The following is a 23,571-nucleotide window of genomic DNA, read 5'->3' on the forward strand; positions in this document are numbered from 1 at the left end:
ATGGCAAATGAAGGCCGCAAACAATTGATGCACAAAAAAAGGGCGGGGTTTACCCGCCCTTTTTAACGCAACGGCCCCGATTTACAGGGAGTAGTACATTTCAAACTCGACCGGATGGGTAGTCATGCGGAAACGCGTGACCTCCTCCATTTTCAGTTCGATGTAGGCATCGATCATCTCATTGGAGAATACGCCACCGCGCGTCAGGAACTCGCGGTCCTTGTCCAGATTTTCCAGCGCCATCTCCAGAGAGTGACATACCTTCGGAATCTTGGCTTCTTCTTCCGGCGGCAAGTCGTACAGATTTTTGTCGGAAGCGTCGCCTGGGTGAATCTTGTTCTGGATGCCATCCAGACCCGCCATCATCAGCGCAGTAAAGGCCAGGTAAGGATTAGCGGAAGGATCCGGGAAGCGCACCTCGATGCGGCGTGCTTTTTCGCTGGCGACATGCGGAATGCGAATCGAGGCAGAACGGTTTTTGGCAGAGTAGGCCAGCATTACCGGAGCCTCGAAGCCAGGTACCAAACGCTTGTATGAGTTGGTGCCCGGGTTGGTAATGGCGTTCAGCGCCTTGGCATGTTTGATAATGCCGCCAATATAGTACAGGGCGGTTTCGGACAGCCCGGCATAACCATTACCGGCAAACAGGTTTTTACCGTCTTTCCAGATGGATTGGTGCACGTGCATGCCGGAACCGTTGTCGCCAACGATAGGCTTGGGCATAAAAGTCGCGGTTTTGCCGTAGGCGTGGGCAACGTTTTGCACCACGTATTTGAGTATCTGAGTCCAGTCGGCACGCTTGGTCAGGGTGCTGAACATGGTGCCAATTTCGCACTGGCCGGCGGTAGCAACTTCATGGTGATGCACTTCTACCGGCACGCCCATGTCTTCGAGCGCCAGGCACATGGCGGAACGGATATCCTGCAGGCTATCCACAGGAGGAACCGGGAAGTAACCACCCTTTACGCCTGGACGATGGCCCATGTTGCCGCCCTCGTACTTTTCGCCAGAACTCCAGGCCGCCTCTTCGGAATTGATTTTGACTGAGGTGCCGGACATGTCGGTATGCCAGTTCACGGAATCAAAAATGAAGAATTCGGGCTCTGGGCCAAAATAAGCAGTGTCGCCAATCCCCGTGGATTTTAGGTAGGCTTCGCCGCGCTTGGCGATGGAACGCGGGTCACGGTCATAGCCTTTCATATCGGTCGGCTCAATCACGTCGCAGGTCAGAAGCAACGTTGATTCGTCCATGAAAGGATCCATGCGGGCACTGTCCGGATCCGGCATCAGGATCATGTCGGAAGCCTGGATGCCTTTCCAGCCGGCGATGGAAGAACCGTCGAAAGCGTGGCCGTCGGTGAATTTTTCTTCGTTGAGCTGTTTCACTGGCACGCTTACATGCTGCTCTTTGCCACGGGTATCGGTAAAACGAAAGTCAACGAATTTCACATCATTTTCTTTGACCATTTTCATTACATCGGCGACCGCCATTTAAATCTCCTCATTGAGTTGCGTTTGCATAAAAACCGGGTGCACTTTTCTGCTGGGGCAATATTTGAGCAGAAAACATGCCAGCAAAATAAATCCCTGCCATCGTCTATTCAGCAGGTGAAACAAAGTAGCTGACATTGCCATGTGCCGGACGTCTGCATAGAACAGCCGCCCAAGATTGGCAATTGTGCCACAAGCGCTTTCATCTCTGAAACAAAAAATACGCCCTGTTTTGGAGCAAATCCTTATCTAAATGCCCAATGTTAGTGCATACAGCGCCGGCGAGTCCTGTCCGCACGATTCTGACTATACTGAAATCAAAATCCAACAACACAACAAGGACCTCGCCATGCCCACCATTAGCCATATTCTCAAACACGCCCAACAACGCGGCAAACTGGCCGGGCTGCCCTACGCAGGTGCGCTGACCCCGGTCGAGGCCAATTTGATCTGGCACCAGGCCCCCGGCGCCCGTCTGGTGGACGTGCGCTCGCATGCGGAATGGGATCTGGTCGGCGAAATTCCCGGTTCCGTGCAGTTGGAGTGGCAAGCTTATCCGGGTTGGGTACAGAACCCGTACTTCTTGCAGCAACTCAAACAGCAGGTGGATATGGAAGCGTTGGTCATGTTTATCTGCCGTAGCGGAGAGCGTTCTCATCAAGCTGCCTTGGTTGCCCTCAACGCAGGCTACACTGAAGTTTACAATGTGCTGGAAGGTTTCGAAGGCTGCAAGAGCACGGACGGCAAACGCGGACAGGATAGCGGCTGGAAAACTGCCGATTTGCCATGGAAACATCGCTAATCGGTCATTATCCCGCTAGAATCTGCCCAGTTTAATTTCAGTAATCCGCCATGCCCCAGCTTTATGCCGTGATCGGCAACCCGGTCGAGCATTCAAAATCACCACTCATTCACGCCGCTTTTGCCCGTGAAACCTGCCAGGATATCGTCTACGAGCGGCTCCTGGCGCCACTGGACGGCTTCGCTGAAACGGTCAATGCATTCCGTCGTTCGGGCGGTGCCGGGGCGAACGTGACCGTGCCGTTCAAGGAACAGGCTTTTGCGTTGGCTGACGAGATCTCCGAACGCGCGCGGCTTGCGGGCGCGGTCAACACCCTGAAATTTACCGACGCGCGTATCGAGGGCGACAATACCGACGGTGCCGGGCTGGTGACAGACATCACACGCAATCTCGGCTTTAACATTGCGCGGAAACGGATTCTGATCATAGGCGCAGGTGGCGCGGCACGCGGTATCGCCTTGCCGCTCCTAGCCGAATCTCCGGCGCTCCTGGTCTTTGCCAACCGCAACCTGAATAAAGCGCAAATACTGCAGCATCAATTTTCACCCTATGGTGTGGTGGAGACTTGCGATTTTGCCGCTCTGCCAGGCAGGCAGTTTGATCTGGTCATCAATGCCACTTCGGCCAGCCTGTCGGGCGAACAGGTGCCATTGCCCGCCGATCTCTATGCTTTGGACAGCCTGGCCTACGACATCATGTACGGCATCGGTGAAACCCCGTTTCTCGCCCATGCCCGCAGTCACGGCGCGGGCCAGTACTCGGATGGCCTGGGGATGCTGGTCGAGCAGGCCGCGGAAGCCTTTTATGTCTGGCGCAAGGTGCGTCCGACAACTGCGCCGGTCATAGCAATGCTGCGTCAGCACTCATAATGGGAAAATGGCTACGACGTGGGCTGCTTGGGCTGCTATTGCTAGTGCTGGGCTATCAGTTGTGGATTTTTGCCCATGTGTGGTGGTGGGTGGATCACAATCCAGCCAACAGCGCATTCATGGATGAACGCCTCGACATCCTGCAGCAGAACAACCCGGATGCGGAACTGCGCCACAAATGGGTACCGTATGCAAAAATATCCGGCAATCTCAAGCGCGCCTTGGTCGCGGCGGAAGATGCGCGTTTCCTCAGCCACGATGGCTTTGACTGGGAAGGTATCCAGTACGCGGCTGAAAAAAACCTGAAAAAAGGCCGGATCGTTGCCGGTGGATCCACCATCAGCCAGCAACTCGCCAAGAATCTGTTTCTGTCGGGCAGCCGCACGCCGTGGCGCAAACTGGAGGAAGCCATCATCACGGTAATGCTGGAAAAAATGATGCCCAAACGCCGCATCCTGGAGATATACATGAATGTCATCGAGTGGGGCAATGGCGTATTCGGTGCGCAGGCAGCCGCGCATTATTATTATCGCACTTCGGCAGCAGCGCTGACTCCAGCGCAGGCTGCCAAGCTCGCCGCCATGGTGCCTAATCCGCGCTACTACGATACCCATCGCAATGCACGAGGGTTATTGCACCGGGCTGCCATCATCCAGGCGCGCATGGGTTCGGCGGTGGTGCCGCGCTGAGCCTCAATGCATCATCTGGCCGCTCGGGTCACGCACCTGGGCGGTGACCTCCACAATTTCACGCTTTTTGTTCGCCGTTTCGATGGTGAGCTTGATCGGCACCGCCTCTCCGGTTTTGAATGGCTGTTTTAAATCAAACAGCATCAGGTGAAAACCGCCTGGAGCCAATTTCACTGTCTTGCCCTTAGGCAATGCCAGTGTCTTGACTTCGCGCATTTCCATCACGCCATGATTCATGCGCATGAGGTGTATTTCCATATTGCCGGCCGCCGGGCTCTGGGCGCCAATCAGCCTGGCATTTTCCGGGCTGGTAATGTCCATGTAAGCGCCGGCCACCTGTTGGCCCGGTACCGTGGCACGCATCCAGATATTCTCCACTTTCACGTCAGCAGCCATTGCACTCTGCGCCAGTAGCGCCAAGCCCAGCATTGCAAATTGTTTCATGATTGATATCCTCAATTGAAATTCAAGCTTCGGATTGTAGCCTCGTAAACACTCAATAAAATACGCGCATAGTGCAGAGCAAGGAAAGACGCTGGAGTGTGGCTAATTGTCGCATATCAAGCAGGTGCGACACCGTGTCACATATCATGCACACGGCCCGACAAGTTAATATCCAGCCATCAAAGATTCCATTCTAACAACACAGGGAGTACTCCATGATGGCCACCCAATCCAGCAAAATCCGCAGCCTGATCATCTGTGCCACGCTGCTCACACCTGCATCGGCACTGGCGTGTTCCAGTTGTGGGTGCACCTTGAGTTCGGATTGGGAAAATCAGGGGCTAGCTAGCACACCGGGGGTGCGGGTGGACTTGCGTTACGACTATATCAACCAGAATCAGCTCCGTCACGGCAGCGGCACGGCCAGCAGTGCCGACGTGGCAGCAGCGCTGGCCAACGGCACCGTGGGGGAGACCGAGCGAATAACCACCAATCATTACTACACGCTGGGGCTTGATTATTCGCCCAGCCGCGCATGGGGATTCAACCTGCAGGTTCCCTACATCGATCGCAACCACAGCACGCTGGGCGCGGGCGATACCGACAACACCTACTCGCATACCCAAAGCGTGGGCGACATCAAGCTGATTGCGCGTTATCAGGGCTTTTTTCCGGAGGGCGATACCGGCATCCAGTTCGGGCTGAAATTACCCACCGGCAAGCATGATTACAACTTCTCCAGCGGTCCTGGCGCCGGCACGCCACTGGATCGCAGCCTGCAACCGGGCAGCGGCAGCACAGATATTATCCTCGGCGTCTATCGCTATGGCTCGCTGAATAAAAGCTGGGACTGGTTTGCGCAGGGCATTTTTCAGGCGCCGATCAAAACCTTGGATGATTACCGCCCGGGCAATGCACTCAACCTGAATGCGGGGGTGCGTTACATGGAGTTCGGCAATATCGTGCCGCAATTGCAAATCAATGCGCAGACGCGCCAACGCGATACCGGCTTGAATGCGGATCCTGACAATACCGGCGGCAAGCTGGTTTACCTGAGCCCTGGCTTTACTGCCGCCATCAGCAAGTCCACCAAAATTTACGGCTTCATCCAGGTGCCGCTGTATCAATATGTTGAAGGTCTGCAACTGGCTCCGCGCTGGAACGCTTCAGTAGGACTGAACTTCAGTTTGTGAGCGGCGTTTTCAGGTAGGGCAGGACATATTCGTCCAGGCTGGTTGCGGTGATGGGTTGCTCGCCTGACCAGTCGCTTTTGCGCAGTACGCCAGCGCGGTCAATCACAAAGGTCAGCGGCAAACGCCAGATACGCCCATAGCCTGACACTGTGGCGTTGGAGATCAAGGCCAGCGGGTAAGTGTAGGCTGCCGCTGCCGCACGTACTTTGGCTTCATCGCTGCGGTCTTCAACACTGACAGCAATAATCTCCAGACCCTCATCGTGGTGCTGCTTGTAGAACCGCTCCAGCGCAGGCATTTCCACCTGGCAGGGCGGACACCAGGTCGCCCAGAAGTGCAGCAATACCACTTTGCCTTGCAGGCTGGCCAAACTAAGGACGCGACCATCCAGCGTCGTCACGGTGAACGCCGGTGCTGCCGCGCCCGTTCGCAAACTGTCCGCCAACACCGGAGGCGCACCTGCTAAGGCCAGCACTCCTGCCAGAATAATGCCTGCCAGATATTGCATGATTCCTCCTTTGTCAGCTCATATTAAAGCCAGTTTACCCGGCATGGCGCACCCCTTGCCTGCGACCAATTGTCGCTGCGATCCAGCACGCTGGCGGCGTACAATGGCACGCCATGACATTTACCAACCGTTTTCGCACCGTTCCCGTCGCCGGCATGTTGCGCCGCCTGTTTGTGCTGCGGCTGTATGCCATTGCCGGGCAGACGCTGGCAATAACCGGCGTCAACTTTGGTCTCGACATCCGGCTTCCGCTGCTGCCAATGCTGATGGTGGTCGTCCTGCTTGCGTTGCTCAACCTGGCCACCTGGGTGCGCCTGGAACAGCCCTGGCCGGTCACCGCCATGGAGTTTTTCGCGCAACTGCTGGTGGATGTAACTGCGCTGACCACGCTGTTATTCTATAGCGGCGGTTCGACCAATCCGTTTGTTTCACTGTATCTGTTGCCCATCATCGTCGCGGCCATTACCCTGCCAGTGCTTTATGCATGGGTGCTGACCACGATTTGCGTGGCCGCATACAGCTTTCTGATGTTTTTCTATCTGTCCCTGAACATGCCGCACGACGCTGCGGCCTTTGCATTGCATGTGGCGGGCATGTGGCTCAATTTCATTGCCAGCGCGGTATTGATCACCTTCTTCATTGGCCGCATGGCCGCCTCGATCCGCGGCCGGGAGCGGGAGCTGGCCGAGGCGCGCGAAACCGGTTTGCGCAACGAACAAATCGTGGCGCTGGGCTGCCTGGCGGCGGGCGCTGCACACGAATTGTCCACTCCGCTGGCCACCATGGCAGTGGTTGCCGGGGAGTTGCAATACGAGCACGGCGGTGATCCGGCATTGGCCGCCAACCTGCACATCCTGCGCAACCAGGTCGCAGCCTGCAAAGCGATTCTCACCCGGCTCACGGCCACCGGTGGCGCCGGGCGTGCCGAAGACGCGCGCCTGCTGGCGGTAGACGTTTATCTCGATGAGCTGGTGGCGCAATGGCAACTGGTGCGCCCGGCGATCGGCCTGCAAACTCGCTGGGAAGGTGTGCGTCCTGCACCCAATATCCTGGCCGAGGCAACGCTTGGCCAGGCGCTGCTCAGCCTGTTCAACAACGCTGCAGACGCCGCGCCCTTTGCGGTGGAACTGGAAGCGCGCTGGGATAACCAGGAATTGACACTCGACATCCTTGACCGCGGGCAAGGCTTTAACCAGGAGGCGGCGGCCCGTGCCGGCGAAGTTTTTTTTACCACCAAACAGGAGCAGGGGGGGGTCGGCCTGGGCTTGTTCCTGGCCAACGCCAGCATCGAGCGCCTGGGTGGCAGCGTGCGCATGCTGCCGCGCGCAGGCGGCGGCGCGCACATCGTAGTATGTCTGCCTCTGCATCAGCCGCGCACACCATGACCGCAGATTGCCCCAGCCTGTTGCTGGTCGACGACGACGCCACCTTTCGCGAGGTATTGACGCAGGCACTGAACCGGCGCGGCTTCACGGTTAGCGGCGCTGCCAGTGTTGCAGATGCGCTGCAATTGGCCGAACAAAACCCGCCCGAATACGCCGTGGTCGACTTGAAAATGCCCGGTGAATCCGGTCTGCAATTGGTGGCTCGCCTGAAGCAGCTAGATGAGCACACCCGCATCGTCATGCTTACCGGCTACGCCAGCATTGCCACCGCCATCGAAGCAATCAAGCTCGGCGCCACGCACTACCTCGCCAAACCCGCAGAAGTCGACGAAATCGTGGCTGCCCTGCAGCGTGGCGGGGGCGATGCCCATGTGGCATTGAACCCGCACCCCCCCTCGGTGGAACGCCTGGAATGGGAACACATCCAGCGCGTGCTGGGTGAAAACGACAACAACATCTCTGCTACCGCACGTGCGCTGAACATGCACCGACGCACGTTGCAACGCAAGCTGGCGAAGCGCCCGGTGCGCCGGTAAACCTGCCTCGTTTCAACGCCCGCTGCGCTGGATACTGATTGCCAGCACGCCCGCCAGCACCAGTGCCGAGCCGGCAATTTGCGTGAGAGACACCCTCTCGCCCAGAAACACCCAGGCCAAATAGATCGTGGACACGGGCCCGATTGCCCCAATCAGCGCCGTTTTGCCGGCGCCGATGCGGCGCATGGCGGCGGAAATCAAAAATGCAGGCAGCACGGTAGAAAAGACTGCCATTGCCAGCCCCAGATAATAGACTCGTTCGTTAAGTATCAAATCATTCAGCGGATGCGTCACCGCAAATTGCGCGATGCTGGCGCCGCTGGCTACGGTCATTGCATAGGCTGTGAAGCGGGTAGCGCCAATACGTGCAATGGTGTGGTTCGCGCCGATCAGGTAAATTGCGTAGGCCAATGCGCTGCCAAATACCAGCAGGGCGCCAGTCGATATGCCGTTCCCGCGCATTCCCGCATCGTGTACGAAGACTAGCGCGATACCGGCATAACTTAATAGCAAAGCGAACTGCTCGCGTGGCTTGATGGATTGCCGGTACAGCCATGCGCTCAGCACCACGACCATGGTCGGGTAGAGGAACAGGATCAGGCGCTCCAATCCCGCCGAAATATACTGCAAACCAAGAAAATCCAGATAACTGGCGAGGTAGTAGCCGATAAGCCCGAGCGCAACCACTGCGAACCAGTCACGCACAGTCAATGCAGTCTGTTGCTTGCGGGTATTTGTCCATACGGCGACGGCCAGAAATACCGGCACCGAGAAGGCCATGCGCACCGCCAGCAAGGTGATCGCATCCACATGGGCCGCGTACGCCAGCTTGACTAAAATGGCCTTGGCCGAGAATCCTATTGCTGCCAGCAAGGCGAGCAGCCCGCCAGTTATTGCATGGTGTTGTATCGCAACATGCTTTATTGAGTTTTCCACATAGACCCTTTCGGTAAACGCAGGTCCAGGCGGGCAATACAATCGCAGCAAAGACCTGCGATTGTTTTCTGAGTTAAATCAATAGAAAGCGACCGCAGCAGTGGAATGTTTCCACAGCCACAGTCGTTGGGGGGTGCACAGTGCAGCGCAGTATTGAAGGTTTGCTGTCATGGTTGCAAATTACCTGCGCGCACTGGATGTGTCAATTTATGCAGCATGTCGACGGTAAGGATAAAACTCATCGCCCACGCGGCTCATGCGTGATTGATGGAAACGCATTTTGTCTGCACCCGTAAACTGGCTCTCTATCGCGCCGTATGCTTGCGCAGCCCAGGCTTTGTCACGGAAGCATTCGGTGATGCCTTCCACCCAGCGCAGCTTGTCGGCGGGGGAAGTAAGCGCTTTACCGCAGGCTTCATAAATCTTGCGCAATTGCGCTTCAGGAAGTTCGTAGGATTTAAGGCGATCAAGCAATTGCAGAGCGGCCTCACCGGAGGTGCACAGCGCAGCGGCTTGCAGGTAGAGGGCTTCCGCGCCCGCAGCGTCGCCTGCCTGAGCCGTAAGATGACCGATGTGGGCGAGGGCATAGTGATCTTTGGCACAGGCGCGCGCGTCATTTAGCAACGCATTCCCCCACGCGGCATCACCTAGGTCTGTGATCACGGCTTGCGCCAGCTTGGTGTAGTCGTACACACCGGCTTGGCCGCTCTTGAGTCTGGCTTCCCAGTCTTTTAAATAAGCGCGCGCCTTTTCACGACCCAGCTCCGTGTGATGGGGCAGATGCGCTGCGGTGTGTGCGACTTCCTTGAACCAGATGAAATCGGTCGTTTTGGCAGCCGATTCGTCCAGCAGGCGCGTCAGCCAGGCAGTGTCGTCAGTGTGCTTATCCACTGCGACGATGAGCGGCTGGGTGCGGCTGAACTGGAACGGCTCTTCCGCCAGCATTTTTTCTGCACGGTCGAGCAGTTTGGCAGCATAGGAAGGATCCGCCAGTTCGACGGCTACCCGGTCGGCTAGATGCAAGGTGGCTTTGACGCTGGATAAGGCATTTTCCAGCGTCTGGAATTCGACATAGCGCGCCTGATTGGCGATGCGTTTTTCCAGTTTTTGTTTGCCACGCTCCAGGCGTGCCGTATCTTCGGGGAAATGACGTCCCGTGGCGTCCACCACCTTCTGCATTTCATCTGCGCTGGTTACCTTGTCCTCGGCGGCATCCAGTGTCTTGCTGGCGTTAGCTTTGTCTCCGACTGCCATGAAACCGTCCGTGAGAGAAAGCAACTCGGGTGTAGTGGTGGCCAGCCCGGCCATTTTTTCCAGGATAAGTTTGACGAAATCCGCATCGTTGGCGGCTTGTGCGGCTTCCAGCAATTTGGCGAGGCTTTGCACATCGCCGCTGCCTTCCAGTACCTTGGTGTAGAGCGGTTTGGCGCGCGCCGGATCGTTCATGGAATTGGCTAGCAATAGCAGGTCGGCGGGCGCGCTGAGCTTGGTCGCGGCACGCGCGTACAGCTCAGTAACATAGTCCGCATCGCCCAGGTCTGCGGTAGCAGCCTGCGCCAGCTTGACGTATTCGGCTGCCCTTGCGGCGACCGTTTCCACTTTCGCTTCAGCCTTGGCATAGATTTTTTTGGCAAAGTCCTTATCGCCGATCACAGCCAGCATCGTTTTCGCCAACCCCAGCAGTGGCGCAACATTGGCGGTCTCCTTCAGCGCCTGTTCGTAGGCGGCTATTGCTCCGGCCTTGTCGCCCAGTACCTTGAACTTGCCTTCGGCCAGCGCGATTTGTTCCTCGCCGCTCATGCAGTAGTCCTCGGCCTGCTGGATGAGCTCGGCTGCTTGTGCATCGTCTCCCAGGGCCTTGTATACCGTGGCTACCGCCACCAGATCTTTGGTGAACTGACAATCCCCGGCAATGTCATCCACCAGCTTCTTCGCGTATTCAGCGTCGGCGGGTTCGGTCAGCGCCTCATGCGCCAAAGCGGCCCAGTCTTCCGGGCTGTTGCAGGATGCCTCTTTAGCACTAAGGGTATCGCGGGTGGCCATGCTGGTCTCCTGAGTTTATATAAGCTATCGCAATATTCTACCGATATGTGTCACACAAGTTTAGCGGCGCTTTTTATGGCGCCATATCGATGATTTATAAGATGCCGATGGAACAGGCACGATCCGGGGCATACTCCGAGTTTGACCCGTAAATGGTGGCGCTATATCATGAAATATATATCGGTATTTTTCGCATAATCGTACAAGGCTTAATTGAGCATTTGGGATTCCAGGATGATTACCCGTCGTTTTAATTACGCACTGCTTGCCGGCCTGGTGGCTCTTGGTTTGCCTGCCATATCGCATGCAGATGAAGTTCTGGTCGCCGTGGCTGCCAACTTCACCGCTCCAATGAAAATCATCGCCACCGCTTTTGAAAAAGCCACTGGCCACCAAGCAGAATTGTCGTTTGGTTCTACCGGAAAACTGTACACCCAAATCCGCAACGGTGCGCCTTTCGACGTGCTCCTTGCTGCAGACGATGAAACGCCTGCCAAGTTGGTAAAAGAAGGGCTCGCTGTGCCTGCGAGCCGTTTTACGTATGCTATTGGGGCGTTGGTGCTATGGTCGGCCAAACCCGGATTTGTCGATAATGAAGGCGCCGTACTGAAAAAAGGCGCTTTCGCTCATCTTGCGCTGGCGGCACCAAAACTGGCGCCCTACGGCGCGGCCGCAATGGAAACCTTAAGCAAGATCGGTCTGATGAGTACGCTTTCACCCAAGTTCGTGCAAGGGGAAAATATTGCCCAAGCTTATCAGTTTGTCAGTACCGGTAATGCCGAACTTGGATTTGTCGCATTGTCGCAGGTGTATGCGAACGGCAAGCTGACCAGCGGTTCTGTATGGGTGGTCCCGACAGACCTGTATCACCCCATTCGTCAGGACGCAGTCATTTTAACCAGAGGCAAGATCAACCCGGCTGCGCGTGACTTGGTTAAATTCCTCAAATCCAAGCAAGCCCAGGACGTGATCAGGTCATACGGTTACACGCTATAGAATTGTGCGTTCAAATATATTTCGGCCTGATTTATGAATTTTGATAATCCGGATCTCGCCGCTGTTTGGTTAACCGTCAAACTTGCCGCGCTCACCACTTCAATCCTGATCGTTATCGGCACACCCATTGCATGGTGGCTGGCGCACACACGCTCGTGGTGGAAAGGTCCAGCCGGGGCGCTGGTCGCTTTGCCGATTGTGCTGCCGCCCACCGTGCTGGGTTTTTATCTGCTGGTTGCGATGGGCCCTGACGGCCCGGTCGGTCATTTCACCCGATTCCTTGGGCTGGGACTACTCCCTTTTACTTTTTGGGGATTGGTGGTCGCCTCGGTTTTTTACTCGCTGCCTTTTGTGGTGCAGCCGATACAGAATGCGTTCGAGGCCGTCAATGAACGTCATGCCGAAGCGGCCGCTACGTTACGCGCCTCGCCGCTGGATACTTTCTTCACTATAGTATTGCCCCTGGCCAAACCCGGCTACCTTACCGCCACAGTGATGGGGTTCGCGCACACGGTGGGAGAATTTGGCGTCGTGCTGATGATAGGCGGCAATATCCCGGACAAAACCCGCGTGGTATCGGTGCAAATATACGACCAGGTGGAGGCGATGGAATATGGCCGCGCGCACGGCCTGGCTGCGGGCATGGTGATCTTTTCCTTCCTCGTCTTGTTGGGCCTGTACACGCTTAATCCTACCGGGCGACGCAAATGAATTCGGCTATTCGCGCCCGCTTCAAGCTCGATTACAGCGGATTTTCTCTGGATGTCGATGTTGAGCTGCCCGGGCGCGGCGTCACTGCGCTGTTCGGGCCTTCTGGTTCCGGCAAGACAACACTGTTGCGCTGCATTGCCGGACTTGAGCGCGCCCCGGATGGTTTTTTACAAGTCAAGGGCACGGTCTGGCAAGACGACGCCAAGCGGATTTTCCTTCCCACATACCAGCGCCCTTTGGGTTATGTATTTCAGGAAGCCAGCCTTTTTCCCCACCTCGATGTACGCCGCAATCTGGAATACGGCATGAAACGGGTGCCGGCATCAGAACGGCGCGTTTCGCTGGAGCAGGCCATCGAATTACTGGGCATCGGTGCGTTATTGGCGCAAAAACCCGATACGCTTTCCGGCGGCGAACGTCAGCGGGTAGGCATCGCCCGTGCATTGAGCGTAAGCCCAAAAATATTGCTCATGGACGAACCGCTTGCCGCACTCGATCTGGCGCGCAAGCAGGAGATACTGCCGTTTCTGGAACGTCTGCACGACGAACTGGAAATACCGATCCTGTATGTCAGCCATGCGCCAGACGAAGTCGCCCGACTGGCCAATCATATCGTCGTCATGGACGGCGGCCGTGCCCTTGCAAATGGCCCGTTGAGCGAAACCCTGGCACGTCTCGATTTGCCGATTCGCCTGGGTGAAGATGCCGGCGTGGTGATCGACGCCAATGTGGGAGCACGCGACGAAGCGTGGCATCTGCTACGCGCAGATTTTGCCGGCGGCAGCTTGTGGGTGCGGGATACGGGTGGCGCGATAGGGGAACCAGTACGGGTAAGAATATTGGCGCGCGACGTGAGCCTGGCATTGGTGCGCCCAGACCACACCAGCATTCTCAACCAGCTGCCCGGCAACATTGTCGCGTTGGCCGACGATGCCCATCCCAGCCTTGCCCTGGTTCGCATACAGGTTGGGGACACGCCGCTACTGGCCCGTGTCACCAAACTCTCCGCTGAAACGCTGGGTTTGGCCCCCGGCAAATCGGTATGGGTGCAAGTCAAGTCTGTCGCGTTGATGCGATGAGTTTTGGTACGGTGCCGCCCCCGGATAGACCGGCAAAAACCCGAATCAAGCTTTTATAGAATGTAGCGCACCAGATCTTCGCTCACCGCCAGGTTTTTCAGGCGCGCATCCACAAAGTCAGCGTCCACGTTGACCAATTGACCCGTATATTTTCCGGCATCGAACGAAACCTCTTCCAGCAAGCGCTCCATCACCGTGTGCAGGCGTCGTGCGCCGATGTTTTCTGTGGTTTCGTTGACCTGAAAAGCGATTTCTGCGAGGCGGCGAATGCCATCCGGAGTGAAGCTGACCTGCATGCCTTCGGTGGCAAGCAGCGCCTGGTACTGACGTGTCAAACACGCATCGGTGGCCGTGAGGATCGCTTCAAAATCGCCAACCGACAGCGAGTCGAGCTCAACCCGGATAGGGAAGCGCCCCTGCAACTCCGGAATGAGATCCGACGGTTTGGCCAGATGGAAAGCACCGCTGGCGATGAACAGAATGTGGTCGGTATTGACCATGCCATATTTGGTGGTAACCGTGGTGCCTTCCACCAGCGGCAACAAATCGCGCTGCACGCCCTGACGCGAGACTTCGCCACCGCTGCCTTCATTTCGGCTGGTGATTTTGTCGATCTCGTCGAGGAACACAATGCCGTTTTGCTCGACACTGGCGAGCGCGCGCTGCTTGATGTCTTCCTCATTCACCATTTGCGCAGCTTCCTCTTCGGTGATGAGCTTCATCGCCTCGGCAATTTTCAGCTTGCGGGTTTTGCGTCGCCCGCCGCCCATATTCTGGAACATGCCCTGAATCTGGCTGGTCAGGTCTTCCATCCCGGGCGGCGCGAATATCTGCGCACTCGCCTGCATGGCGGCAACCTCGATCTCGACCTCCTTGTCATTCAGCGCCCCTTCGCGCAGCATCTTGCGAAATTTCTGGCGCGTGGCGGAATCTTCGGGTTTGGCGCTGGTTTCGGCATCGAGATGGTAAGCGACGTCTCGGGCCGGCGGCAGCAAGGCATCGAGTATACGTTCCTCGGCGGCATCTTCAGCGCGCATTTTGTGCTTGGCCATGTCCAGTTCGCGCAGGTCTTTGATCGCGGTTTCCATCAGGTCGCGAATAATGGAATCGACATCGCGCCCGACATAGCCCACCTCGGTAAATTTAGTCGCCTCTATCTTGATAAACGGGGCATCGGCCAGCCGTGCCAGGCGCCGCGCGATTTCAGTCTTGCCGACGCCGGTGGGGCCGATCATCAGGATGTTTTTGGGAGTAATCTCATGGCGCAACGGTTCTTCCACCTGGGCGCGCCGCCAGCGGTTGCGCAACGCTACGGCTACAGCACGCTTGGCCGCATCCTGACCGATGATGTGTTTGTCGAGTTCGTGGACAATTTCTTGCGGGGTCATCTGGGACATGGTTTATTCAAGCACTTCGATCACATGATTCTGGTTGGTATAAATGCACAGATCACCGGCAATCGCCAGAGACTTGGCTACAATATCGCGCGCATGCAGATCGGTATTTTCCAGCAATCCGCGTGCGGCAGCCTGGGCATAGGCGCCGCCGCTACCGATGGCGAGAATGCCATATTCAGGTTCCAGCACATCGCCGTTTCCGGTAATGATGAGTGAGTGTTCGCTATCGGCCACCGCCAGCATGGCTTCCAGACGCCGCAGGATTCTGTCGGTACGCCAGTCCTTGGCCAGTTCCACTGCCGAGCGCAATAAATTGCCCTGGTGCTGGTCAAGCTTGGCTTCGAAACGCTCGAACAGGGTAAATGCATCGGCGGTGCCGCCGGCAAATCCCGCCAGAATTTTTTCCTGGTACAGGCGGCGCACCTTACGCGCGGTGGATTTGATAACGATATTGCCAAGGGTAACCTGGCCGTCTCCACCCAGTGCGACCTGATTGCCGCGCCGAACCGATAGGATGGTCGTGCCGCGATATTGCTCCATAAGTTAGCTTTCTGCGATGAACAGTGAATTTTCTTGCGATGGGTGGAACATGACAGGAACTTAGTTGGGGCCGATGGCTGGTTTCTCAACCCCGCGCGGTCATTATCCTGCGTTTATATTTAACCGGCCTTACGTCGCATGACTTCAGCCATCTCGTCCACACCCATGACGATCAGGACGACGTTGACCATTTCATTGCCGCCAATGATGCGCACACGTTTGCCGGCCTGGAGCAGATGCATTAACGCTTCCATGAACAAATTGACGCTGGCGAATTCGACGCGTTGCACATCTGCCAGATCCAGCTCTACTTCTTTGCGTGCAGTACTGAATGCACGAAACTCCTCAAACAGCGCGGTACTACCGCCGTTGATTACGCCATGCATCGCGAACGCGTTAGCCGAGGCACTTTCGGCGGCTTCAGCCGCTACCGGAGCAATACTTTGCGCCACTTCGGCAGGGGTTTCCCAGGATGGCGGGGAAACTTCGAAACGCACCGCATAGTCAACTGCGAGGTCTTCAAATTCATCCTGTTTTCCCTGCACCTGATATAGCTGTAACAAAAGCAGCCAGTGCGCGGGTTCGTGCTGGGCAACATCCCCGGTATGTTGCTGAAGAAGGCTGATCAGTGCGCCGCTGGCTATTTGTAGCTGAGCACGTTTTTTTTGCAGCTGCGCCAACGCATCCTTGAGTAGCTGGCTACCGGCTGGGGTAACTGAACTGATACCCGACAGGTCCAGCTGAATCGCACCTTGCCCTGCAGCGCTCTGCAGCAGAGTGATGCGGTCGGCACTGGTTTCGTCAAGGGCACCTTTAAGGCTGAATAGCTGACCGCTGGATTTCGTCGCTTCTGCGGAAATGTTTTTTCCTTGCGGTCTTGTCGTTGCCTCATCTACCCACACCGGCGGGGAGGTTTCGCGTTTTACCGCGTAATCAAGCGCCAATTGATCAAACGCCTCTCGCTGCCGGGTCATGCGGTACAGGTCAAACAACATGCGCCATTGCGCATCGCCGGCATCGGCGCCGGCAAGATGGGTTTTGAGGAGGACGATGGCCTCATCGGCACGATCACTGGCATAAAGCATTGCGGCTTCTTCGATGCCGGGGGCAAGCTTGGCACCGGTTTCTACCACATCAATACCACCTTGCAGGGGCGCGGAATTAAAGTGCTCCTCTGTCAGCGGCGCTTGATTAATAGCCTCAATCGCTTCGGCTTTGCCTGATTTTTTGGCAGGGGCCGGCTTACTCTTGTCTTTGCGAAAAAACGAAAAATCCAATTTTAAAGTACCTTGCTAACGCACGCGCTGCTGCCGTGAGGCATGTCTCGGGAGATGATGACCGGCATGTATTTGAACCATATATTAATGATAGGCGCTAAGCATAACAAATATCAAGCGTGCGAACTCACCTGCAACGGTCTTGCAGTCGTACGCGCCTATGCAGTGGCCCACCCAATCACTGCTCCCAAGGACAAGTCAACCGCGCCCACGGCTAAGCCCGACACGGCCAGCGCCGGAACAATCAGGATGGCGAATCTCAAATAGAATCGAATGCGTTTTAGCTTATTCTGTCGACATATCCAGCTGCCACCAGCTGCCAGGTAACGATGGCAGCACACGCGTTCAGGAAGCCGGGTCAGCCGGAATCGGAAGCTGCCCGCTGGCGTAGGCGCTGTGGAATTCACTCAGCATGTGCTGAACCATATCGGCGTCCATATCCGCCACGATGAATACGAAGCGGCTCTGGCGGCTTTCGTCCGGCCACTCCGGCAGTTCTGCGGGAGGATAAAGCACATGCTGCACCGCATGCAATACGGTGGGTTTGTCCTTGCCCTTCAGATTCACAATCGCCTTCATGCGCAGCAGCGATTTGGCGCGGAAACTGAGGAGCATTTGCAGCGCGGCGTAAATTCCCATCCACTCCAGCGGCTCAGCGAAGGTTACGCTGAATGAGCGGATACGGTTATCGTGTACCGCTTCCTCCGCGCGCGGCCTGCCGATCAGCGTGGTAGCCGCGGCCGGCCGATAGTGGCTTGCATTCAGCCATTTGTTGACGTCGCTGGTTTTGCTGGACGGGTCGTATAGACCGGCGTTGAGAATCAGCGCCGCATCAACCTGCCCGTGCTGCACGGTGATAATGGGTGCGCCTGGATTGAGTGTGGCCAGACGCATTTGCAATGCAGTGCAGGCAGCTTGGTCAGCCAGATCGGTTTTGGTAAGCAGCAAACGATCCGCCACCGCCACTTGTTTGACTGCCTCGAAGTAACTGTCCAGCTGTTGCTCACCCAGTACTGCGTCCACCGTGGTAACTACACTGTTGAGCTGGAAGCGCGCGGCTATCCAGCGCTCGTTGATCAGGGTATCAAGTATCGGCGCCGGGTCGGCTATCCCGGTGGTTTCGATGATGACACGCTCGAATTGTGGAATTTCGCCCCGGCTGGATGCCATGAACAGGTTTTTAAGCGTCGGCGATAGCGAGCCCACCACGGTACAGCAGATGCAGCCGCCTGATAACAGCGCCAACGGGCCGTCGGTTTTTTGCAAAAGCTGGTGGTCCAGGCCAATTTCGCCGAATTCGTTCATGATGATGGCGCTGCGCGGCAACTGCCGGATCAGCTGGTTAAGCAGCGTAGTCTTGCCGCTGCCGAGGAATCCGGTCAGTAAGCTTACTGGTATGGGCGTGGGGAACATGAAAGTTGATTTCCTGATTTACCGGGGGGTATCTGCACGCTCAGCTTTTACGTTTGGCGCGGGGATGGGCGGCATCATAGGCTTTGGCGAGATGCTGAAAATCCAGGCGGGTATATATCTGCGTGGTACTAATGCTGGCATGGCCGAGCATTTCCTGAACCGCGCGCAGATCGCCGGAAGATTGCAACAGGTGCGACGCGAAAGAATGACGCAGAACGTGGGGATGAAGGTTGGCCTCCAGCCCAGCGCGGCTTGCCCACTGCTTCATCCTTAATTCTATGGCGCGCTGACCCAGATGCGCGCCTCCGCGACCCGGGAAAACATAGTCCGTGCCTGTCGGCCGCTGTTCCAGCCATTCGACCAGCGCCTGCGTTGCGCGGGTGCCCACTGGCACGATACGGGTTTTGTTGCCCTTGCCGGTAACCGTTACTTCACCACTGGTCAAATCAAGCTGGGTGAGCTTGAGTTCGGCCAGCTCTGAAAGACGCAGGCCGGAGGAATAAAACAGTTCCAATATTGCCCGGTCGCGTGTAAGGAGCGTTGTGTCCGGTTGCGTCTCAAGCAGTTGCCTGGTCTGATCGGGAGATAGCGCTTTGGGTAATGCCCTTGGCGATTTCGGCGCACGCAAGCTTTCGCAAGGGTTGTGGGTGTACCCGTGGCGCTTTACCAGATAATGATAAAAACCTCGCCAGGCAGAAAGTGTGCGCGCCAGGCTTTTGCCGGACAGGCCTTGCGCATGCAGTCCTGCGAGCATGCGACGGATATCCTGGGTTTGTAACGCGTCCAGGTCGACTGTACCCATTTTTGCGAACAATACGCGCATATCGCGCGCATAGTTTTCGAGTGTGTTGCGGGACAGCCCGCGCTCGCTGCTTAGATACATCAAGTAAGCTTCGAGCAGGGCTGCTGGTGTCACGGCAAAAGGCGCTGTAAGGCCGCAGCGAGCAGTTCACCCAAGCGCTGCAGATAGAGCGTGCCCATTTGCGGGTAAAACCGCTGCGCATCTTCCGAAGCCAGCACCAGAACACCCATACTGTGTTCAGCCTGCAAGGGTACCGCTGCAAACGAGCGCAGCAGGCTGGCGCCGGCAAACCAGTCTGCCATCTCGTCCATGGGCACGGTACCACAATGTGGTTGGCTGGTTTGTGCCGACCAGTTTTTAACCGCTTCGGAGACGGCGGCGAATTCCGCTAGCGATGCCGAGCCATGCCAAATACGTAATGCTACATGGGGAATGCCAAAATCCTCATGCAAATTGAGCTTGAGTACTTGCAGCAGGGTCGGCAATTCGCGTACCGTCATTAATGCCCGTGACAAATGGTGCATTTTTTCAGCAATCGCGTCGTTCTCTTCGCCGAATTTAATCAACTCCGCCAACTTTGTTTCCAGCAGCTTGTATTTTTCCCGCAAATTGAGTATCTGCCGTTCGGCGATGGATACCGCGCGCCCATCAAACGGATGGCTCACGCGGATGTCCGTCAGCAAATGCGGATGTTGATCAAAAAATTCGGGATGGCCCGCAAGATAGCGGGCGATGTCTTCAGTCTGCATAGGTTTATCCTAAATCAATTTCGCCTTCGAATACATTCTCTGCGGGGCCTGTCATCCAGACGGGCATACCCCCGCCTGCCCAGTGAATAGTGAGCACCCCGCCGCGCGTAGCAACTTGCACCGTAGGATCCAGCAAATCTCGGCTGATGCCAGCGACCACCGCAGCACACGCGCCCGTGCCACATGAGAGGGTTTCGCCTGCACCACGCTCATACACTCGCAGACGGATATTCTGGCGATCCACGATCTGCATGAAGCCTGCATTCACTTTATTGGGGAAACCTGGATGCGCCTCGATCTGTGCTCCCTGTCTTGCAACCGCTGCCGTCTCGATATCCTCTACGTATTGTATGGCGTGCGGATTGCCCATGGACAAGGCGCTAATCTCCACCACCTCATCTTCGAGCACAAGCTCGTAAGTTAGCGCTTGCTTACTGGCTATAAACGGTATCTGGTCTGGATCGAAACGCGGCTCGCCCATATTGACGGTAACCTGCCCATCCACTTCGAGACGCGGGCGGATAATTCCGGAGGCGGTCTCAACGCGGATTTCGCCTTCCTGGGACAGGCCTTTATCATGCACAAAGCGCATAAAACAACGCGCGCCATTGCCGCATTGTTCTACCTCTCCGCCATCGGCATTAAAGATGCGATAACGAAAATCAGCGTCTTTGCGTGTCGGACGTTCCACCAGCAACAATTGGTCACAACCCACGCCAAAATGACGGTCAGCTATGAATCGCACCTGCTCGGCGTTCAGTTCGACCTGTTGGTGGATTGCATCGAATACGACAAAATCATTGCCCGCACCGTGCATTTTACTAAAGCGAAGTTTCATCCCGTTTTTGTCTCAGATCATCAGCTCAAGGTAATCTCGGTAAATACAGCGATCCATGACCACGATCAGGCCTGCTTGATTAGCCCGCCGCGCAGCTTGCTCATGGATAATGCCCTGTTGTATCCAGATTACCGGACATTCAATTTGAATACACTCTTCAACGAGTTGGGGTATATGTTCTGCAGCACGAAACACGTTGACGATATCCACCGGAAAAGGCAGCTCGGTCAGGCTGGAATAGGCTTTTTCGCCCAAGACCTCCTGCACCATCGGCCGCACCGGCACCACGCGATAACCAAATTGCTGCATGTGGCGCGCCACGCCGTGGCTGGGCCGCCTTGGCTGGGGCGACAAACCCACCATGGCAATACTCTTTGCGCGCTGCAATAGCGCCTTGATGACATCTGGACCTGGATTAACGAACACGGCTAGGCGTTAAGCTTGGCTGCCAATGTGCACTTTCAGACATCCAGATTGCGGACGCCCAGTGCGTTGGTCTCGATGAAGGCACGGCGTGGCTCCACCTGATCTCCCATCAGCGTAATGAAAATCTCGTCGGCGGTGATCGCATCTTCAATCTGCACGCGCATCAGTCGACGTACGGTAGGATCCATGGTGGTTTCCCATAGCTGGCCCGGATTCATCTCGCCCAAGCCTTTATAGCGCTGAATTGCCAAGCCGCGTTTCACTTCATTAAGCAGCCATTCCAACGCTTGCTTGAAACTGGATACCGGTTGCGCCTTTTCGCCCCGCATGGCCCGGGCGCCCACTCCCAGCAGATGTTGTAACACCTGGCTGGTATCGCGTATCTGCGCATAGTCTCCGCTGGCTACGAAATCGGCATCCAGACGCGTGGCCTGAATGTTGCCATGATGGCGACGCAGTATTTTGAGCGTATGCTGCTCGGATTCGCTATCGTATTCCGCGTTAATTTCGACTGCCGAATCACCCACTGCGGCGGTTAATGCTACGGCCGCGCGCTGTGCATCGTCTGCATTGCTGAGGCTGACCGGAGCAATCTCCATCAACGCGTGCATGACTGCACCATCAATCAGGCGGCTCATGCGCTCAATGACCGCTTCCGCCAGCAGGTAAGATTTGGCAATGTTTTCCAGTGCTTCGCCGTGGATTTCAGTGCCGTTCTGTTCGGCGGTAATCAGACGTGCGTCCTTGATCGCCTCCGCAAGCAAGAACTCCTTCAGCTCATGCTCGTCCTTGAGGTAGCGCTCGGTCTTGCCGTGCTTGACCTTGTATAGAGGCGGCTGAGCAATGTAAATGTGGCCGCGCTCCACCAGTTCCGGCATCTGGCGGTAGAAAAAAGTCAGCAACAATGTACGGATGTGCGAGCCGTCCACATCCGCATCGGTCATGATGATGATGCGGTGATAACGTAACTTGTCGGCATTATATTCATCCTTGCCGATACCTGTGCCGAGTGCGGTGATCAGGGTGGCAATTTCCTGGCTGGAAATAAGTTTATCGAAACGGGCTTTCTCGACGTTAAGTATCTTGCCTTTGAGCGGCAGGATTGCCTGGAACTTGCGGTCGCGTCCTTGTTTGGCGGAACCGCCGGCGGAATCCCCCTCGACCAGATAGATTTCTGATTGAGCGGGATCTTTTTCCTGGCAATCAGCAAGCTTACCCGGCAGACCCATGCCATCCAGAATACCCTTGCGGCGCGTCATTTCGCGCGCCTTTCTGGCGGCCTCGCGCGCACGGGCGGCATCCACAATTTTTCCGCAGATGATTTTCGCATCGATCGGGTTTTCCAGCAGAAACTCGTTCAATTTCTGACTGACTATCTCCGACACCACTGGCTGCACTTCGGATGAGACCAACTTGTCCTTGGTTTGCGACGAAAACTTGGGTTCGGGTATTTTTACCGAAAGCACGCAAGTCAGACCTTCGCGCATGTCGTCACCGCCGGTTTCTACCTTGGCCTTTTTCGCCTGTTCACTCTGCTCAATGTACTGGTTAAGTGTACGCGTCATCGCGGTACGCAGGCCGGTCAGATGACTACCACCGTCACGTTGAGGAATATTGTTGGTAAAACATTGCACGGTTTCCGCGTAGGAGTCATTCCATTGCATGGAGACCTCTACGATCATGCCGTCCTTTTCGCCCACCGCATGGAAAATATGGGGGTGCAGCACGCTCTTGGAGCGGTTCATGTACTGCACAAATCCCATCACGCCGCCAGAAAAGGCGAAATTTTCACTTTTCCCGTCTCGCTGATCAACAAGTTCGATCTTGACCCCATTGTTCAGGAAAGATAACTCACGAATACGCTTGGCGAGAATATCGTAGTGATACTCAACCAATCCAAATGTTTCTATCGAAGCCATAAAATGCACTTCAGTACCGTGGCGCTCCGACGGACCTACCTCTACCAAAGGAGCAACGGCCACGCCATGATGAAACTCCATCTGGTGCGCCTTGCCATTGCGCCAGATGCGCAACTTGAGCCAGTCGGATAGCGCGTTGACGACAGAAACGCCTACGCCATGCAACCCGCCCGAAACCTTGTAGGAGTTCTGGTCAAATTTTCCGCCCGCATGCAATTCCGTCATTACTATTTCGGCCGCGGATCGCTTGAATTCATCATCCTGTTTAATGTCTGTGGGTATGCCGCGACCATTGTCCGCCACAGAAACAGAATTGTCCGTATGGATAATGACTTTGATGTCATCACAATACCCGCCCAACGCTTCGTCGATAGCGTTATCAAGCACTTCAAACACCATGTGATGCAAACCCGTCCCATCAGAAGTGTCACCGATATACATTCCCGGGCGTTTACGTACTGCATCCAATCCTTTCAGGATTTTGATGCTGCTGGAATCATACTCATTGCTCATGACAGGTACTTTCTT

The 23,571-nt window shown here is 56.1% G+C and carries 23 protein-coding genes; 9 read left to right on the top strand and 14 right to left on the bottom strand.

Annotated features, from left to right (window positions below; translation table 11 throughout):
* Nucleotides 1-81: 81 nt before the first annotated feature.
* Nucleotides 82-1,491 carry a glutamate--ammonia ligase gene (glnA, locus tag EI185_RS03325; protein ID WP_124703698.1) on the bottom strand — a complete coding sequence of 470 codons (1,410 nt, stop codon included), beginning with the start codon at nt 1,489-1,491 and terminating at the stop codon, nt 82-84.
* Between the two features lie 349 nt (nt 1,492-1,840).
* Between glnA and EI185_RS03330 the strand changes: the two genes are divergently transcribed.
* Genes EI185_RS03330 through mtgA form a run of 3 tightly spaced genes read left to right on the top strand, consistent with a single transcriptional unit; the run spans nt 1,841 to nt 3,851 of the window.
* Nucleotides 1,841-2,293, top strand: a complete 453-nt coding sequence (locus tag EI185_RS03330; protein WP_124703699.1) for a rhodanese-like domain-containing protein — start codon at nt 1,841-1,843, stop codon at nt 2,291-2,293.
* A 50-nt stretch (nt 2,294-2,343) separates the two neighbouring features.
* Nucleotides 2,344-3,162, top strand: coding sequence for a shikimate dehydrogenase (gene aroE, locus EI185_RS03335; protein ID WP_124703700.1), 819 nt, complete (start codon nt 2,344-2,346; stop codon nt 3,160-3,162).
* Entirely contained in the window at nt 3,162-3,851 is a 690-nt protein-coding gene (mtgA, locus tag EI185_RS03340; protein ID WP_124703701.1) for a monofunctional biosynthetic peptidoglycan transglycosylase, read from the top strand. The genes aroE and mtgA overlap by 1 nt, the downstream gene beginning before the upstream one ends.
* A 3-nt stretch (nt 3,852-3,854) precedes the next feature.
* Here the strand turns inward: mtgA and EI185_RS03345 are convergent, their stop codons facing one another.
* Nucleotides 3,855-4,295, bottom strand: a complete 441-nt coding sequence (locus EI185_RS03345) for a copper chaperone PCu(A)C (protein ID WP_124703702.1) — start codon at nt 4,293-4,295, stop codon at nt 3,855-3,857.
* Nucleotides 4,296-4,510: 215 nt separating this feature from the next.
* On the opposite strand from EI185_RS03345, the gene EI185_RS03350 reads away from it, so the two are divergent.
* On the top strand, nt 4,511-5,488 hold the full coding sequence (locus EI185_RS03350; protein ID WP_223247643.1) for a TonB-dependent receptor: 978 nt from the start codon (nt 4,511-4,513) through the stop codon (nt 5,486-5,488).
* Here EI185_RS03350 and EI185_RS03355 read toward each other — a convergent pair.
* Nucleotides 5,478-5,996, bottom strand: coding sequence for a TlpA family protein disulfide reductase (locus tag EI185_RS03355; protein ID WP_124703703.1), 519 nt, complete (start codon nt 5,994-5,996; stop codon nt 5,478-5,480). The genes EI185_RS03350 and EI185_RS03355 overlap by 11 nt on opposite strands.
* A 113-nt stretch (nt 5,997-6,109) precedes the next feature.
* Here EI185_RS03355 and EI185_RS03360 point away from each other — a divergent pair, with 113 nt between their 5' ends.
* Entirely contained in the window at nt 6,110-7,381 is a 1,272-nt protein-coding gene (locus tag EI185_RS03360) for an ATP-binding protein (RefSeq protein WP_124703704.1), read from the top strand.
* Nucleotides 7,378-7,917, top strand: a complete 540-nt coding sequence (locus EI185_RS03365) for a response regulator transcription factor (protein WP_124703705.1) — start codon at nt 7,378-7,380, stop codon at nt 7,915-7,917. The genes EI185_RS03360 and EI185_RS03365 overlap by 4 nt, the downstream gene beginning before the upstream one ends.
* A gap of 12 nt (nt 7,918-7,929) precedes the next feature.
* Here EI185_RS03365 and EI185_RS03370 read toward each other — a convergent pair whose 3' ends face one another.
* Together EI185_RS03370 and EI185_RS03375 are read right to left on the bottom strand one after the other, a co-directional pair.
* Nucleotides 7,930-8,853 (bottom strand): DMT family transporter, encoded by a 924-nt coding sequence (locus EI185_RS03370; RefSeq protein WP_124703706.1) that lies wholly within the window; start codon nt 8,851-8,853, stop codon nt 7,930-7,932.
* Nucleotides 8,854-9,060: 207 nt separating this feature from the next.
* On the bottom strand, nt 9,061-10,896 hold the full coding sequence (locus tag EI185_RS03375) for a tetratricopeptide repeat protein (RefSeq protein ID WP_124703707.1): 1,836 nt from the start codon (nt 10,894-10,896) through the stop codon (nt 9,061-9,063).
* Between the two features lie 234 nt (nt 10,897-11,130).
* Between EI185_RS03375 and modA the strand changes: the two genes are divergently transcribed.
* From modA to modC, 3 genes are read left to right on the top strand one after another with little or no spacing between them, the layout of a single operon-like run.
* Nucleotides 11,131-11,892, top strand: coding sequence for a molybdate ABC transporter substrate-binding protein (gene modA, locus EI185_RS03380; RefSeq protein WP_124703708.1), 762 nt, complete (start codon nt 11,131-11,133; stop codon nt 11,890-11,892).
* 33 nt (nt 11,893-11,925) lie between these two features.
* Nucleotides 11,926-12,603 carry a molybdate ABC transporter permease subunit gene (gene modB, locus EI185_RS03385; protein ID WP_124703709.1) on the top strand — a complete coding sequence of 226 codons (678 nt, stop codon included), beginning with the start codon at nt 11,926-11,928 and terminating at the stop codon, nt 12,601-12,603.
* Nucleotides 12,600-13,682 (top strand): molybdenum ABC transporter ATP-binding protein, encoded by a 1,083-nt coding sequence (gene modC / locus EI185_RS03390; RefSeq protein ID WP_124703710.1) that lies wholly within the window; start codon nt 12,600-12,602, stop codon nt 13,680-13,682. Before modB ends, modC begins: the two co-directional genes overlap by 4 nt.
* 53 nt (nt 13,683-13,735) lie before the next feature.
* Here modC and hslU read toward each other — a convergent pair whose 3' ends face one another.
* From hslU to gyrB, 9 genes are all read right to left on the bottom strand, one after another.
* Nucleotides 13,736-15,079, bottom strand: a complete 1,344-nt coding sequence (gene hslU / locus EI185_RS03395; RefSeq protein ID WP_124703711.1) for an ATP-dependent protease ATPase subunit HslU — start codon at nt 15,077-15,079, stop codon at nt 13,736-13,738.
* Between the two features lie 3 nt (nt 15,080-15,082).
* Nucleotides 15,083-15,619 (bottom strand): ATP-dependent protease subunit HslV, encoded by a 537-nt coding sequence (gene hslV, locus EI185_RS03400; protein WP_124703712.1) that lies wholly within the window; start codon nt 15,617-15,619, stop codon nt 15,083-15,085.
* Between the two features lie 119 nt (nt 15,620-15,738).
* Nucleotides 15,739-16,896: an STAS domain-containing protein gene (locus EI185_RS03405; protein ID WP_124703713.1), complete on the bottom strand. Its 1,158-nt coding sequence runs from the start codon at nt 16,894-16,896 to the stop codon at nt 15,739-15,741.
* 345 nt (nt 16,897-17,241) lie between these two features.
* Nucleotides 17,242-18,309, bottom strand: a complete 1,068-nt coding sequence (locus EI185_RS03410; protein ID WP_124703714.1) for a CobW family GTP-binding protein — start codon at nt 18,307-18,309, stop codon at nt 17,242-17,244.
* Nucleotides 18,310-18,349: 40 nt separating this feature from the next.
* Complete coding sequence (gene xerC, locus EI185_RS03415) at nt 18,350-19,225, bottom strand: tyrosine recombinase XerC (RefSeq protein ID WP_124703715.1); 876 nt, start codon at nt 19,223-19,225, stop codon at nt 18,350-18,352.
* On the bottom strand, nt 19,222-19,860 hold the full coding sequence (locus tag EI185_RS03420) for a DUF484 family protein (protein ID WP_124703716.1): 639 nt from the start codon (nt 19,858-19,860) through the stop codon (nt 19,222-19,224). Before EI185_RS03420 ends, xerC begins: the two co-directional genes overlap by 4 nt.
* A gap of 4 nt (nt 19,861-19,864) precedes the next feature.
* Nucleotides 19,865-20,698, bottom strand: coding sequence for a diaminopimelate epimerase (gene dapF, locus EI185_RS03425; RefSeq protein ID WP_189836262.1), 834 nt, complete (start codon nt 20,696-20,698; stop codon nt 19,865-19,867).
* A 12-nt stretch (nt 20,699-20,710) separates the two neighbouring features.
* Nucleotides 20,711-21,061 carry a CoA-binding protein gene (locus EI185_RS17935; protein ID WP_189836266.1) on the bottom strand — a complete coding sequence of 117 codons (351 nt, stop codon included), beginning with the start codon at nt 21,059-21,061 and terminating at the stop codon, nt 20,711-20,713.
* Between the two features lie 98 nt (nt 21,062-21,159).
* On the bottom strand, nt 21,160-23,556 hold the full coding sequence (gyrB, locus tag EI185_RS03430) for a DNA topoisomerase (ATP-hydrolyzing) subunit B (protein WP_124703717.1): 2,397 nt from the start codon (nt 23,554-23,556) through the stop codon (nt 21,160-21,162).
* Nucleotides 23,557-23,571 lie beyond the last annotated feature (15 nt).

The organism is Sulfuriferula multivorans (assembly GCF_003851125.1).
Taxonomy (GTDB): domain Bacteria; phylum Pseudomonadota; class Gammaproteobacteria; order Burkholderiales; family Sulfuriferulaceae; genus Sulfuriferula; species Sulfuriferula multivorans.